Here is a 13,475-nt window from a genome sequence, read left to right as displayed (position 1 = left end):
TTGGCCAGTGCGCGAGTGCGAGGATCCTACGCCCTTCCGATCGTCACCGCGAGGGGGGACAATCCTCCGGGGATCCAGCGTGCGCCACGTCCATATTCGGGCGATCATTACGTGCGGCGGGCAGGCCAAGACTAAGCTTCATGTCCGCTCGATGACGGTTGCCGCGCACGAGATCTTTCGAGGCATTGCGCCGCGCGCTCATGACGGGAGCGCCAGAGGCAGCAGGGCGGCCGCGAGCGGCAGCGCGGCGAGGGCCGCCATCCGCAACCAGCCGGGCCGGTAGGCAATCAGCGCCACCACCGCGAGAGCCGAAGCGGTCAGCGACCCGACCCACTGGACTGGACCGAACGCCCAGCCGGACGACCCGACGGCGGCCGCGAAGGCCAGTGCGAGGCCCGACCAGCCGGCAGCGCGCAGGCCGCCGACCCGGCGCCTGGGAACCGGTGTTCGTAATGCGGCACGGTGGTGCCGGTCCAGGCTCAGCGCGAGGGCCGCGAACGCCGAGAAGGCGAGGAGCAATGTCACCGCGTGTGCGGCCATCATCATGCCTGCGCCGTCCTGTGCAGGGCCGCCTCGGCCATGCGCGGGCGCGATGCGCGGCGCCGCGCTGCCAATCGCGCTGCCAGCAGCAGGAGGAGCCCCAGGGCCGTCATGGACAGATCGAAACCGAGAAAACGCGCCTCGCCCACCGTCACGGCGTCGACGATCGGGATCGCAAGGAACGCGCAGGCGGCCAGACCGAGGACGATGGTCCAGGCCCGCGCGCGCTGAACCAAGGCGGCGATGAGGGCGGCGAGCACCCAGGCCGCGAAGAAGCTCCGAACTTCCCAGTCCGCCCGGGCCACCAGGCCGATCGGCAGGAGCCGGTTGGCCAGAAAGTAGGCCGCGAGTCCAACCGGCAGGCCCCCGACGGTGCCCAGATTGAGCACGCGCACGAGGCGCAGACCGAACCCTTCGGGATCGCTCCCCTTCGGCGCCCGCGCCACGGTCCAGAGCACGAGGCCGCTGGCGACCGTCGCCGCACCCATCATTCCGCAGAGGAAGAACAGGAGACGTAAGGGCGCGGCGGCGAAATGTGCTTCGTGGAGGCCGGCCATGACCGCGCCCGTCCGGGTGGCAGCCCCAGCCTCGCCGACACGCCCGATCTCGGCGCCGGTATCACCCGCATAGGCGATCTGCGGATGCAGGTGCGCGAGGCCGTGCGGCTCCTCGAAATACGCGGTGGCGGTTGCGCCGGCGTCGCCCGGCATCGACATCACGAGCACTTCCGGTATCTCGCCGCGAGCCGCGGCCGCCCGCGATACGATCTCCCCGAGCGGCAGCAGGACACCCGGCCGCCCCTGGGGCGCCCGGCCCGGAGTCATCAGACCGGCCTCGGCGTAGTACCGGAGCGCGTCCTCGCCATAGATGGTCCGGACGCCCCAGGGCATCAGCATCGACGCCAGGGTGACCAGCCCCGTGTAGACGATCATCAGGTGAAACGGCAGCGCCAGCACGCCCGTCACGTTGTGAGCGTCGAGCCAGCCTCGCTGCGCCGAGCGGTCGCGGCGGAAGGTGAAGAAATCGACGAAGATGCGCCGGTGCGTGACGATTCCCGAGATCAGCGCGATCAGCAGGACCATCGCGCAGGCCGAGACGATCCAGCGCCCCCAGATCGGCGGCAGGTTCAATTCGAAATGGAAGCGGTAGAGAAAGTCGCCGCCCCGGGTGTCGCGAGCCCGCGACAGCTCGCCGGTGACAGGATCGAGAAGCGCGTGGTGATAGGGGCCGGCCGCGCTTGGCCACCAATAGACTTCGACGGCCGGGTTCTCACCGGTCGGCAGGCGCACGGACCAGCCCGCAGCGTCCGCCATCGTCTTCCGCAGGAATGTCCCGGCACGCGTGGCCGCCTCAACCGGGTCCGGCGCCGTGTCGGTCAATTCCGGCCGCATCCAGTGCGAGATATCGGTGCGATAGTAGCTGGCCGTCCCGGTCACGAAGATCGCGAACAGCACCCAGCCGACCACGAGGCCGGACCACGTGTGCAGCCAGGCCATGGACTGGCGGACGCTTCGGGCTCGGCTCACGCGGCCACTCCGGCCGAAAAGGCTCCCGCCAGCCAGAGCGCAAAAATCAGCGCCGATACGGCGACGCCCAGAACCAGCGCCGCCCGGGCAAGAGTCCGTGCCGCAAAGACCCAGATGATCGCCGCAGCCATGATCGCGAAGCTCGCGAGCGTCGCGGCGGAGACCGCTTCGGCCTTCGGGCCGGGCAGGCTGAGGGCGAGGAACGCGGTCGCGAGCGCAGCGACGACATAGCCGCCCAAAGCCGCCAGGAGCACACGGCCTCCGACCGTCATCCAGTCGGCGAGCTTCGGCGTCGCGCGGGCGCTCATGGCACCACCTCTCGTTTCCGTGAGCCCATGGCGCGACCTAGCAGCGGCCGCCGCGACGGTGCAACGTCTATGTTCCGGAACGATTCCAGTGTGAGACGAGGCGCTTAGAGCTGCCGTCGGCGAGGCGGTCGAGTGCCGTTTTCCACCGTCATGCCGGCTGATCGGAGCAACGCCCGATGCATCGATGGAGCCGGTGCCCGAGCCCGGCTGCGCATATCTGGGATCGCGCGTTGGCGGTTCCTTCAGGCGCGCGCTGCTCTCCGGGATGAATCATTCGACCGGCATCGCCTCAACGTCCGGACAAGCCGCCGGCGTCGCGAGATCGAATCGCCGCGGCCGCATCCCGCGCGCTGGGCGGCAGCTCGGCTCCGGGGACCGGCTTGGGCATAGACGCCGCGGATCCGGTGCTGCGTACCGTGCCGGGCCTGTCGTGCCCGTGACCGGCGGCATAGCCCGCGTTGATCCCCGCATAGAAGCCGGAGAAGTCTTCTGCGCCAGCCGGACCCGCAAGAACGAGCAGTACAGTCGACAGGAGGACGCGGCGCATGACAGACCCGATACGAAAAGGGCGGCAGCCCCGCTGGAGGAGCCGCCGCCCTGAAGTCTTCATCATGGATAACGGCCGGAACAGGGCCGCCGCAAGCCCGTCAATCCTCGACGTTGATGCTCTGCGCTTCACGACCCTTCTGGCCTTCGACCACGCCCAGCGTGACCTGCTGCCCCTCGGCGAGCGAGTCGAGACCAGCACGCGACAGAGCGGAACGATGGACGAAAACGTCCTTGCCGCCGTCGTTGACCGAGACGAAGCCGAAGCCCTTGGCGGGATCGTACCACTTCACGGTGCCGCTCATCTCGACGGAAGGACCGCCGGCAGAACGGCCACCGCCGCCGCCAGCGCCGTAACCACCGCCGCCGCCACCGCCGTAACCGCCGCCGCCACCGCCGCCGTAGCCACCGCCGCCGCCGCCGTAGCCGCCCCCAGCACCACCGCCGAAGCCGCCGGTGCGCGGACGGAATTCGCGACGTGGCGCGGGCGCCTCAGCCGTCGAGGTATCGACGCTGGTTACGCTGGTGACCTGAGGACCCTTCTGGCCCTGAGCCGTCGTCACCGTCAGCCGGGTACCCGGCTGCAGGTCATCGTGGCCGGCCGCCTCGACGGCGCGGATGTGGAGGAAGGCATCGCCCGAACCGTCGCCGAGTTCGACGAAACCGAAGCCCTTCTCCTTGTTGAACCACTTGACCGTGGCATCGCGCTCCGGCCCAGAAGCCACCGGCGCCGCACCACGCGCCGGGCCGCGGTCGAAACCGCCCCCACCGAAACCGCCGCCGCCGCCGCCACCGAAGCCGCCGCCGCCGTATCCGCCGCTGGGGGGAGCCTGGTCAGGCCATCTCGGCTCGCCACCCTCGTCGAAGCCGCGCTTCTGCGGCCCCCTGAAATCACGACCACGTCCCATAGAAAGCTCGCAAAAACCGTCCGCCGCCCTTGTCTCGAATACCGCGTGCGCGCCATCCCAGACAGCCCACGCCCCGCACTATCATTACCCCAGGTCGCGGTAACCAAGAATAACGCCCTAGTCCTGACGCAATCGGGCCTTGACCGCAAGGACCTTCTTGTCCCAGACGCGCCCGTTTCGTTACTTTCTTGCGGCAAACAACGCAGGCGGGCCTGCTCGGACGATGGCCTTTCTCATTTGACGGAACGCGTTAGCGAAACGCAAACGCTGACCCGGCTAGACTCTCCGGCACGACCCGCAATGCCGGCCGGCCATGATCGCGACCCCGACCTTCCCCGATCTTTCGGCCCTCGTAGTCGACGAGAGCCTCTACATCCGCCGAATCGTGCGCGATATGCTGATGCGCGTCGGCATCAAGCGCGTCCTCGAAGCGCCGGACGGCGCCGAGGCGCTCGGCGTCCTGGCGGAAAGCAAGCCGGATATCAGCATCATCGACTGGGATCTGTCGATCCTCTCGGGCGAGGAGTTCATCCGCCTCGCGCGCACGCCGACGACCTCGCCCTGCCCCACGATCCCGATCATCCTGATGCTTGCCCAGCCCCGCCGGAACGTGGTCGACCGGGCCGTGGCGCTCGGCGTCAACGAGATCATCGCAAAGCCGTTCTCGCCCAAGACCCTGTGGTCGCGCCTGGACGAGGTGATCAATCGCCCGCGCCCCTATTCGCAGGTGAAAAGCCTCCTCCGCCCGATCCCGCGGCGGGCCAGCGCGATGAAGGCCGTCGCCTGATCGCGTGAGCGATCGGACGTTGCAGTTCCCGACCGAGCCTGTAGGGTCACAATCAAGATAGGCCGGGCGTTGCGCTCACGGCCGACCCAAAGGATCGACGGCCGCGCCGATGAGGGACGAGTCCGCCGCGGCCGCGCCGTCCCGAATCCAGACCGGCGCCGCGCCGCTCCAGCCGCCAGCCCCGATACCGGGCCGTGAGCGTCGTCGCGCCACCTACGCGGCGCTCGATCTCGGCACCAACAATTGCCGCCTGCTGATCGCCGAGCCGACCTTCAGCGGCTTCCGGGTGATCGACGCGTTCTCGCGCATCGTGCGCCTCGGCGAGGGCCTCGGGACCTCCGACCGGCTGAGCGATGCGGCGATCGAGCGGACCGTCGAAGCCCTGCGCATCTGCCGGACCAAGATGCAGGCCCGCGGCGTGCAGCGCGCCAAGGTGATCGCCACGGAGGCGTGCCGTTTCGCCGTGAACGGGGCGGCTTTCGTCGAGCGCGTCCGCCGCGGCGTCGGCCTCGATCTCGAGATCGTCGATCGGCAGACCGAGGCCTATCTGGCCGTCACCGGCTGCGCCGCGCTCGCGGACCCGCTCGCCGAATCCGTCGTGATCTTCGATATCGGCGGCGGCTCCACCGAGATCGCGTGGCTTGACGGCGCGGCGGCCAACCCCTCCACCGACCCGACCTTGCGGATCCGGGCCTGGGACTCACTGCCCGTCGGGGTCGTCACCCTGGCGGAGCGCCACGGCGGCGCCGAGGTCACCCGGCGCATGTTCGAGGGCATGGTCGAGGAGGTGGCGGAGAAGCTCTCGGCCTTCGCGCTACGCGCTGCGGCGGCCGCGACGGCCTCCCAGTTTCACCTGCTGGGCACGTCCGGCACGGTGACGACGATCGCCGCGATGCATCTGCGGTTGGCGCGCTACGAGCGGCGGCGGGTCGATGGGCTCTGGATGCAGGACGACGAGGTCACCGCGGCGATCGACGACCTGCTCGACACGCGGCTCGAACAGCGGGCCGACAACCCTTGTATCGGCCGCGACCGGGCCGATCTCGTCCTGGCGGGCTGCGCGATCCTGGAAGCGATCCGCCGGGCATTCCCGTCCGAGCGCCTGCGTATCGCCGACCGTGGCCTGCGCGAAGGATTGCTGATGAACATGATGCGGGAGGACGGGGTCTGGAACCGGAAAGCGGTGCGATGAGGGTGTCGCAATGAGCGATCGGCGCGGCGGCGCGAGTTCCGGCGGTGGCGTGCGCGGGGAACTGAAGCAGCGGGTGAAGACCGGCCGCGGACGAACCCAGTCGCAAAAGCGCTGGCTCGAGCGCCAGCTCAACGATCCCTACGTGGCGCGGGCCAAGCGCGAAGGCTACCGGTCGCGGGCGGCCTACAAGCTCATCGAGATCGACGAGCGCTACAAGATTCTGCGGCCCGGTCAGAAGATCGTCGATCTCGGCGCCGCTCCCGGCGGCTGGTCGCAAGTGGCCGCGCGGGTGGTCGGGCCGTCGGGCCGTATCGTGGGCATCGACCTCTTGGAGATCGAGCCGATGGCCGGCGTCGAGTTCATCACCCTGGACTTCCTCGATACCGAGGCGCCGGCCAAGCTGACATCCCTGCTGGGCGGTCCGGCCGACCTCGTAATGTCCGACATGGCCGCCAACGCCACGGGCCACAAGAAGACCGATCACCTGCGCATCATCGGCCTGGCCGAGACGGCCGCCGAATTCGCCCGCGAGATCCTGGGGCCGGGCGGCGCGTACCTTGCGAAGGTGCTCCAGGGCGGGACCGAGACCGCGCTGCTCACCGATCTGAAGCGCGACTTCGCCCTCGTCCGCCACGTGAAACCCGCGGCGAGCCGCGCCGATTCGAGCGAGCTCTACGTGCTGGCGACCGGCTATCGCGGAACTCCGGTGCGGGCGCAGGCGCCGGACGAGGTCTGAGCCGACCGGCGATGCTGCTCGCGGGCGCACTGTCGCTCCTCAATCCCGCACCGCCGCGCCTGCGCCGGCTCGGCTATGTCCGGCAGAGCGGCCTGCTCCACGCCCGATCCCGCCGCTGCCGCGCCGCCTGGGCGCCGCATCTGGAGGCCGCGCGCGGCATTGTCGCGGCGGCCACGGAGGCGACCCGGCGGCGGCGCCATGCGGTCGTGCTGGGTTCCGGACTCCTCGACGACGTGCCGCTGGCGATCCTCGCGGGACTGTTCGAGCGGGTCAGCCTGGTGGACGCGGTGCATCCTTGGCCGACGCGGCTTGCCGTGCGGCGCTACCGGAACGTCGGTCTGAGGACCGCGGAGATCAGCGCCGGCCTTGCCGGGCACTGGACCGAGATCTGCGCGGAGGCCGACCTGATCGTCTCGGCCAACCTTCTCTCGCAGCTCCCCATCGTACCGCTGGATTACTACGAGGCGCGGGGCTGCGAAGCACCGCCGCATCTCGGACGGCACATCATCGAGACACATCTCTCCGCGCTGGACGCCCTCGCCCTCCAGGCCCAGCGCGTGTGCCTCATCACCGATACGGTCCAGCGTGACGAGGACTGTGCCGGCCAGACCACCGCCAGCCTCGACCTGTTATTCGGCATCGCCCTGCCCCGACCCGAAGCAGCCTGGGATTGGGAGATCGCTCCCTTCGGCGAGATCGGCCCGCGGCACCGCTTGGTCCACCGGGTCCATGCCTATCCGGACTGGCGCGCGGCGCGCGCCTGACCGCGGCGCGTAAAAAAGGGCCGTCCCGGTTGCCCGGAACGACCCTATCGAACACGCGGTCTCGGTCCGCCGTGCGCTTACTCGTTCGGCACGTCGTCGGCAGCCGTCCCAGCGCCGCCCTCCTCCGCGGCAACGCTCTCGAAGCGCGGCCGGCGGCGACGGCGGGGCTTCGCGACCGGCGCGTCGTCGGCGGCGGCATCAGGCTCAGCGGAAACCGGTGGCTCTGCAGCCGGAACGGGGCGCGGCGGGGTCATAAGGAAAGCCGGCAGGCCGGCCGGATCCTCGGCGACCGCGACGGGCGCAGCCTCGCGGCGACGCTCCCGGCGCGGCGCCGGCTCGCCCTGGCGCACCGCCTCGCCGCGGGGCGCCCGCTCAGGCCGGCCTTCCGGCCGAGCCTCCTGCCGGTTCTCAGACCGGGGACCATCGCCGCGACCGTTGTCGTAGCGGCCCTGATCGCCGCGGTTGTCGGCCCGATTGTCCTGCCGCGCGTCGATCCGGTTCTCTTGGCGAACCTCTTGGCGGTTCTCCTGGCGACCGTCTTGGCGGTTCTCCTGGCGACCCTCTTGCCGGTCCTGCCGGTAATCGGGACGGCCATAATCAGGGCGATCCTGACGATCCTGGCGGTAATCCGGCCGCTGGTAATCCTGGCGCTGGTAATCCTGACGCGGCTGGTCCTGCCGCCGATAATCCTGCCGCCCGTTGTTGTCGAACCGGCGCTGATCGCGGTTCGGGAACCTGTCCCGGCCCTGCCGACCATCCTGGCTCGGCTCCGGACGGTTCTCGTAGGGCTGCGGCTGCTGACCCGGGTCGCCGTCATCGTAGCCGTTATAGGCATGGCCGTTCTGGGACGTACCGTTGCCCTGACCCTCGTCCTCGCCCTCGTCCATCTCGTCGTCGTAGGGCCGGCTGGCATAACCGCCGGTGTTGGCCGGGCGGGTCTGATCCTGGGCGCCGGACACGATCCGGAAGTAGTGCTCGCCGTGCTGGAAGTAATTCTCGGCCGCCACGGGATCGCCCGCCGCCAGCGCGTCACGTGCGAGCTGCGCGTACTTGTCGGCGATGTGCTGCGCGGTGCCGCGGATTTTGACGTCGGGACCGTTGGATTCGTACGAACGCGTCAGCGGATTCGGACCCTTCGGCCGATTCCGGCCGCGCATCCGTCGATTCTGGTTTGGTCTCATTGGTCTGTAATGACCCTCGTTCACGCAAACGACTGTTTTCGGAGGCGCCCGTCTCAGGATCTCGTGACGCAATCCGGCCAAGCGCATCCGGCGGCGCCGCGCGTGCAGCCGCTCTGCGACCGGCGCGCCTGTCTGACCATCCCTCGCACCGCGCCCGGACCGTGACGCCGGCAACCAGTCGATTGTCAGATTCGAATGCCGCCGAACCGCCGCGCGATCACTGGAGCGCTCTGGTTCAACGTCTCTGGGGGATCAGCGAACCCATCGGCGACACACGGTCGCCACCAACCATATGGTCGTCCGTCTTAACGAACCGTTCGCGATCTTCAAGCCGACTCTAGCGTTCCGCGGTTGATGCAACAAGAGTTTTTTCGATGCGGGGATCGTCTGTCGAGACTTAGGCATCCCTATGGCCTGAGAGAAGACCCTCCGGTCGGCCGAATCTCAAAACTCTGTCTTGGCCGGCAAGGTCGCGGGTCAGGCCCCTTTCGATGAACCCCCGGGCCTGCGCGAGCGCCCGGACCGCCTGAGCCTGGTCATAACCGATCTCGACGGCGAGCGTCCCGCCGGGGGCGAGCAGCGCGCCCACGCCGTCCAGGATCCGCCGATAGGCCTTGAGCCCGTCCGGCCCGCCGTCGAGGGCTGCGATGGGATCATGATCCTGCACCTCCCGATGGAGCGTCGCGATCACGTCCCGCACGATGTAGGGCGGATTCGAAACGATGAGATCGAACGTGCCGGACGCCGCATCGCACCAATCGCCGACGAAGAAGGCCGCCCGGTCGCCGATCCCGTTCGCCGCGGCATTGTGCCGGGCCACCGTCGCCGCCGCCTCGGAGCGGTCGACGCCGATGCCGAACGCGCCGGGCAGCTCGGACAGGAGCGCGGTCAGAATGCAGCCCGAGCCGGTGCCGAGATCGAGGCAGCGTAGGGGTGACGTTCGGTCGGCGACGGCAGCGAGGGCGACCTCCACCAGGATTTCGGTATCCGGGCGGGGCACGAGCGTCTCGGGCGCGAGCCGGAACGGCAGGCCCCAGAACTCCCAGGCGCCGAGGATGCGGGCCACGGGTTCTCCAGCGAGGCGCCGGGCCAGGGCGGCGTCGAGGGACGCGGCCTCGTCCGGACCGAGGAGCCGGTCGCCATCGAGGAGGAGGTCACGGGTCTCGAGGCCCAGGACACCCAGCAGGAGGAACCTGGCATCGCCGGCCGCTTCCGCGATGCCGCCATCAGCCAGGAGCGCCGACCCGCGCCGGAGGGCGGCGCGGCGTGACAAGCAAAGGCTCGACCCGGATGTCACGGCGCCACTCAGGCCATGCCCTCGGCGGCCAGCAGTTCCGCCTGGTGCTCGGTGATCAGCGCGTCCACCACCTCGTCGAGGGCAGTCCCAGCCATCACCTCCTCGAGCTTGTAGAGGGTCAGGTTGATGCGGTGATCGGTGACCCGCCCCTGCGGGAAGTTGTAGGTGCGGATCCGCTCGCTGCGGTCGCCGGAGCCGACCTGGGCCTTGCGGTCGGCGGCCCGGGCCGAATCCTTGGCGGTGCGCTCGGCGTCGTAGAGTCGGGCGCGCAACAGCGTCATCGCGCGGGCGCGGTTCTTGTGCTGCGACCGCTCCTCCTGAACGAACACGACGATACCGGTCGGCAGGTGCGTGATGCGGATTGCCGATTCAGTCTTGTTGACGTGCTGGCCGCCGGCACCCTGCGCACGCATCGTATCGATCTTCAGGTCGGCATCGTTGACGACGATGTCGACATCTTCCGCCTCCGGGAGCACGGCCACTGTGGCGGCCGAGGTGTGGATGCGCCCCTGCGTCTCGGTGTCGGGCACGCGCTGCACCCGGTGGGCGCCGCTCTCGAACTTCAGCCGGGCGAAGACGCCCCGTCCCTTCACCTCGGCCACGACCTCGCGGAAGCCGCCGACAGTGCCCTCGCTCTCGGAAATCACCTCGACGCGCCAGCCTTTCGACTCGGCGTATTTCGCGTACATCCGGAAAAGGTCACCCGCGAACAGGGCCGCCTCGTCGCCGCCCGTGCCGGCGCGCACTTCCAGGATGGCGCTCTTCTCGTCAGCCGCATCCTTCGGGAGGAGCAGGAGCTGGAGCGCGCGGTGCGCATCCTCCAGCTGTGCCTGGGCGTCCGGCTTCTCCTCGGCGGCGAGCGCCCGCATCTCGGAATCGGTGCCGGGCTCGTCGATCAGCGCTTCGAGGCCTGCCAAATTGTCCAGAGCGGCCCGATAAACACGGATCGCCGCCACGACCGGATCGAGGTCCGAGAGCTCGCGCGAGAGCTGGACCACCATCTCGGGATCGATCTCGCCCGAGGCGAGCTGCGCGGTGACGATATCATGCCGCGCCAGGATGGCGTCGAGGCGCTCGGAGGGAAAGGGGATCATCGCCCGTGTTTCTAAGGTCTGCGCGCGGCGATCTGGGCCGGGCGCGGGTCATGTCTCGGGCGGGAGAGGGTCGGCTCGGAGGGTTCTCGACCCGGCAAGACTTCCCCTCTGCCCACGCCTGTTCCGCTCGAAAGCGGAAGCCGCCGCGCGTCGACCGAGATCGTCGTGGCGTTGCCGTACAACCCCGGCCGAATGTTCGGCAAGGGTCGCCTTGACGTTAGATAGGTACGCCGTGCGCGTGAGCGAAGGCGGTGAGCGCCGGGCGCAGGGAATCGCCGTCGTGCACGCGCGACATCTCCGCATCGATCAGTTCGGCCACAGCCCGAGCCTCGAGGCTGAGCACCATCGCCTTGACCGGGCCGATGGCGGCCGGCGACATCGACAGGTCGCGGTAGCCGAGGCCGATCAGCGCCATGGCGTCGAGGGGACGCCCGCCGATCTCGCCGCAGACCGTCACCGGACAGCCGGCGGCGTTCGCCCGCTCGACGATCAGCCGGAAGGCCCTGAGTGCCGCGACGCTGAGCGGGTCGAAGCGGTCGGCGACCCGGCGGTTCTCGCGATCCACCGCGAACAGGAACTGCATCAGGTCGTTCGAGCCCACGGAGAGGAAGTCGGCCTCCTTCGCGATCTCGTCGATCTGGAACAGCAGCGAGGGCACTTCGATCATGGCGCCGAGCCGGCACTCGGTCGGGAGCCGGTAGCCGTGGCGCCTCAGATAGGCCTTCTCCCGCTCGACGATGCCCCGGGCGCGGACGAATTCGTCGACCGTCGCGACCATCGGGAACATGATCTTCAGCGGATCGCCGTCGGCGGCCTTCAGAAGCGCGCGCAGCTGCATGCGCAGCAGAGCCGGCCGGTCGAGGCCGATCCGGATTGCGCGCCAGCCGAGCGCCGGGTTCTCCTCCTCCAGCTTGGCCATGTAGGGGAGAATCTTGTCGCCGCCGATATCCAGGGTGCGGACCGTGACGGATTTTCCCGCCGAGGCCGCGAACACCTTGCGGTACAGCTCCTCCTGCTCGGCGGCCGACGGCATGCGCTGCGCGACCATGAATTGCAGCTCGGTACGGAACAGCCCGACCCCCTCGGCACCGGTCTCCTGCAGGTGGCTAAAATCGACCAGCAGGCCGGCATTGAGATGCAGGCCAACGCGCACGCCGTCGCGGGTCTGGGCCGGGACGTCGCGCAGCGCCCGATACTGCTCCTGCCGGCGGGCGCGCAGGCGCACCATCTCGGCATAGGCCGCCTCGACCTCCGGGCCGGGCCGGACGTGGATCTCGCCGGCGACGCCGTCGACGATGATGGCGTCGCCGGCATCGCACAGGGCCGTGGCGTTCTCGACCTCGCCCACGGCCGGGATGCCGAGCGCCCGCGCGACGATGGCGACGTGGCTGGTCGGGCCGCCCTCCTCCAGCACGATGCCGCGCAGCGTCGAGGCCTCGTAGTCGAGCAGCGCCGCCGGCCCCATGGTGCGCGCCACCAGGATGGCATTCTCGGGCAGGACGAGAATGCCCGCCGCCTCGGAGCCGATCAGCGTCCGCAGGAGACGGTTGGCGAGGTCGTCGAGATCGTGCAGTCGCTCGCGCAGGTACGGATCGGATTGCCGCATCATCCGGGCGCGGTTGTCCGACTGGACCCGCTCCACGGCAGCCTCGGCGGTCAGGCCCGAGGCAACGGCCTCGCGCATGCGCCGGAGCCAGCCCTTGTCGTGGGCGAACATGCGGACCGTTTCGAGAACTTCCCGCGACTCGGCGGTGCCGATGCGATCGCCGCGCTCCACCAGCGCGTCGATCGCGGAGCGAACCTCCTCGATCGCCGCGTCGAGGCGGGCGACCTCGCGATCGACATTCTCGGCGATCAGCGTCTTCACCACGACGCGGGGCTCGTGCAGGACCACGTAGCCGAGGCCGATGCCGTCGGCGAGCGCGATGCCGCGCGACAGCACGGGCCGGCGGGCCGCCGTGCCGGCATCCGGCGCCAAGCCCTCCAGCTCGCCGGACGCGATCATCTCCGAGAGCACCATGGCGGTGGTCTGGAGCGCCTCGATCTCCTCTTCGGAGTAAACCCGGTAGGTCTTGTTCTGGACCGTCAGGACGCCGAGCGTGTTGCCGGCCCGCAGAAGCGGCACGCCCAGGAAGGCGTGGTAGGCCTCTTCGCCGGTCTCCGGCCGATACGAGAACGCCGGATGGTTCTGCGCGTCGGACAGGGAGAGCGGCTCGGCCGTGCGGGCGATGAGGCCGACGAGACCCTCGTCGGTGCGCATGCGGGTCTGATGGACCGCCTCGCGGTTCAGCCCCTCGGTGGCGAACAGCTCGAGGTTGTTGTCGTCCCGCAGCACGTAGACCGAGCAGACCTCGGCCACGACGTTGGCGGCGATCAGGACGACGATGCGGTCGAGGCGCGCTTGGGGACTGACCGGCTCCGCCATCGCTTCGCGGAGGCGGCGCAGCAGCAGGCGCGGGCCTCCGGGCGCAGCGGGCATCGGTTCGTCGTTCCAGCGTTGGTGGATGGCCTTGGCGTCGACCACCCTGCAACCTTGGCGCCAAGTTCGGGACGGCCGGCGCCGGAGGGACCGTGCCGCTGGTCCCAGAGGCGCTCT

12 protein-coding genes are annotated in these 13,475 nt (G+C 69.6%); 4 read left to right on the top strand and 8 right to left on the bottom strand.

Translation table 11 applies throughout. From position 1 onward, the window contains the following. Nucleotides 1-198: 198 nt before the first annotated feature. From JOE48_RS23225 to JOE48_RS30905, 4 genes are all read right to left on the bottom strand, one after another. Nucleotides 199-546 (bottom strand): DUF3325 domain-containing protein, encoded by a 348-nt coding sequence (locus JOE48_RS23225; protein WP_210033229.1) that lies wholly within the window; start codon nt 544-546, stop codon nt 199-201. Beyond that, entirely contained in the window at nt 543-2,036 is a 1,494-nt protein-coding gene (locus JOE48_RS23220; RefSeq protein ID WP_210036009.1) for a PepSY domain-containing protein, read from the bottom strand. Before JOE48_RS23220 ends, JOE48_RS23225 begins: the two co-directional genes overlap by 4 nt. A gap of 26 nt (nt 2,037-2,062) precedes the next feature. Further along, entirely contained in the window at nt 2,063-2,374 is a 312-nt protein-coding gene (locus tag JOE48_RS23215; RefSeq protein ID WP_210033228.1) for an iron transporter, read from the bottom strand. A 647-nt stretch (nt 2,375-3,021) separates the two neighbouring features. Then, complete coding sequence (locus JOE48_RS30905) at nt 3,022-3,828, bottom strand: cold-shock protein (protein WP_210033226.1); 807 nt, start codon at nt 3,826-3,828, stop codon at nt 3,022-3,024. A gap of 313 nt (nt 3,829-4,141) precedes the next feature. On the opposite strand from JOE48_RS30905, the gene JOE48_RS23205 reads away from it, so the two are divergent. The 4 genes from JOE48_RS23205 (at nt 4,142) to JOE48_RS23190 (ending at nt 7,307) form a co-directional block, all read left to right on the top strand. Beyond that, on the top strand, nt 4,142-4,615 hold the full coding sequence (locus tag JOE48_RS23205) for a response regulator (RefSeq protein WP_012317168.1): 474 nt from the start codon (nt 4,142-4,144) through the stop codon (nt 4,613-4,615). Between the two features lie 109 nt (nt 4,616-4,724). Then, nucleotides 4,725-5,807 carry a Ppx/GppA phosphatase family protein gene (locus tag JOE48_RS23200; RefSeq protein ID WP_210033223.1) on the top strand — a complete coding sequence of 361 codons (1,083 nt, stop codon included), beginning with the start codon at nt 4,725-4,727 and terminating at the stop codon, nt 5,805-5,807. Between the two features lie 10 nt (nt 5,808-5,817). Next, nucleotides 5,818-6,543, top strand: coding sequence for an RlmE family RNA methyltransferase (locus JOE48_RS23195; RefSeq protein WP_210033221.1), 726 nt, complete (start codon nt 5,818-5,820; stop codon nt 6,541-6,543). 11 nt (nt 6,544-6,554) lie between these two features. Continuing rightward, nucleotides 6,555-7,307, top strand: coding sequence for a hypothetical protein (locus tag JOE48_RS23190; protein WP_210033212.1), 753 nt, complete (start codon nt 6,555-6,557; stop codon nt 7,305-7,307). A gap of 77 nt (nt 7,308-7,384) precedes the next feature. On the opposite strand, the gene JOE48_RS23185 is transcribed toward JOE48_RS23190, so the two are convergent. The 4 genes from JOE48_RS23185 to ptsP form a co-directional block, all read right to left on the bottom strand. After that, nucleotides 7,385-8,464 (bottom strand): DUF4167 domain-containing protein, encoded by a 1,080-nt coding sequence (locus tag JOE48_RS23185; RefSeq protein ID WP_210033210.1) that lies wholly within the window; start codon nt 8,462-8,464, stop codon nt 7,385-7,387. A 421-nt stretch (nt 8,465-8,885) separates the two neighbouring features. Beyond that, nucleotides 8,886-9,761 (bottom strand): peptide chain release factor N(5)-glutamine methyltransferase, encoded by an 876-nt coding sequence (prmC, locus tag JOE48_RS23180; RefSeq protein ID WP_245252927.1) that lies wholly within the window; start codon nt 9,759-9,761, stop codon nt 8,886-8,888. Between the two features lie 32 nt (nt 9,762-9,793). Then, nucleotides 9,794-10,879 carry a peptide chain release factor 1 gene (gene prfA / locus JOE48_RS23175; protein WP_210033206.1) on the bottom strand — a complete coding sequence of 362 codons (1,086 nt, stop codon included), beginning with the start codon at nt 10,877-10,879 and terminating at the stop codon, nt 9,794-9,796. A gap of 217 nt (nt 10,880-11,096) precedes the next feature. Beyond that, nucleotides 11,097-13,358 carry a phosphoenolpyruvate--protein phosphotransferase gene (gene ptsP, locus JOE48_RS23170; RefSeq protein WP_210033204.1) on the bottom strand — a complete coding sequence of 754 codons (2,262 nt, stop codon included), beginning with the start codon at nt 13,356-13,358 and terminating at the stop codon, nt 11,097-11,099. Nucleotides 13,359-13,475: the final 117 nt, after the last annotated feature.

The sequence above is a fragment of the Methylobacterium sp. PvR107 genome, assembly GCF_017833295.1.
Taxonomy (GTDB): domain Bacteria; phylum Pseudomonadota; class Alphaproteobacteria; order Rhizobiales; family Beijerinckiaceae; genus Methylobacterium.
The sequence above is the reverse complement of the archived record's forward strand: the minus strand, read 5'-3'. Positions and strand labels throughout refer to the sequence as shown.

Bases quoted from the DNA above. Each gene is read 5' to 3' on its own strand.
- ptsP (WP_210033204.1), bottom strand. From the start codon at position 13,358: ATGCCCGCTGCGCCCGGAGGCCCGCGCCTGCTGCTGCGCCGCCTCCGC.
- JOE48_RS23185 (WP_210033210.1), bottom strand. From the start codon at position 8,464: ATGCGCGGCCGGAATCGGCCGAAGGGTCCGAATCCGCTGACGCGTTCG.
- JOE48_RS30905 (WP_210033226.1), bottom strand. From the start codon at position 3,828: ATGGGACGTGGTCGTGATTTCAGGGGGCCGCAGAAGCGCGGCTTCGAC.
- JOE48_RS23200 (WP_210033223.1), top strand. From the start codon at position 4,725: ATGAGGGACGAGTCCGCCGCGGCCGCGCCGTCCCGAATCCAGACCGGC.
- prfA (WP_210033206.1), bottom strand. From the start codon at position 10,879: ATGATCCCCTTTCCCTCCGAGCGCCTCGACGCCATCCTGGCGCGGCAT.
- JOE48_RS23215 (WP_210033228.1), bottom strand. From the start codon at position 2,374: ATGAGCGCCCGCGCGACGCCGAAGCTCGCCGACTGGATGACGGTCGGA.
- JOE48_RS23225 (WP_210033229.1), bottom strand. From the start codon at position 546: ATGATGATGGCCGCACACGCGGTGACATTGCTCCTCGCCTTCTCGGCG.
- JOE48_RS23195 (WP_210033221.1), top strand. From the start codon at position 5,818: ATGAGCGATCGGCGCGGCGGCGCGAGTTCCGGCGGTGGCGTGCGCGGG.
- JOE48_RS23220 (WP_210036009.1), bottom strand. From the start codon at position 2,036: ATGGCCTGGCTGCACACGTGGTCCGGCCTCGTGGTCGGCTGGGTGCTG.
- JOE48_RS23205 (WP_012317168.1), top strand. From the start codon at position 4,142: ATGATCGCGACCCCGACCTTCCCCGATCTTTCGGCCCTCGTAGTCGAC.
- JOE48_RS23190 (WP_210033212.1), top strand. From the start codon at position 6,555: ATGCTGCTCGCGGGCGCACTGTCGCTCCTCAATCCCGCACCGCCGCGC.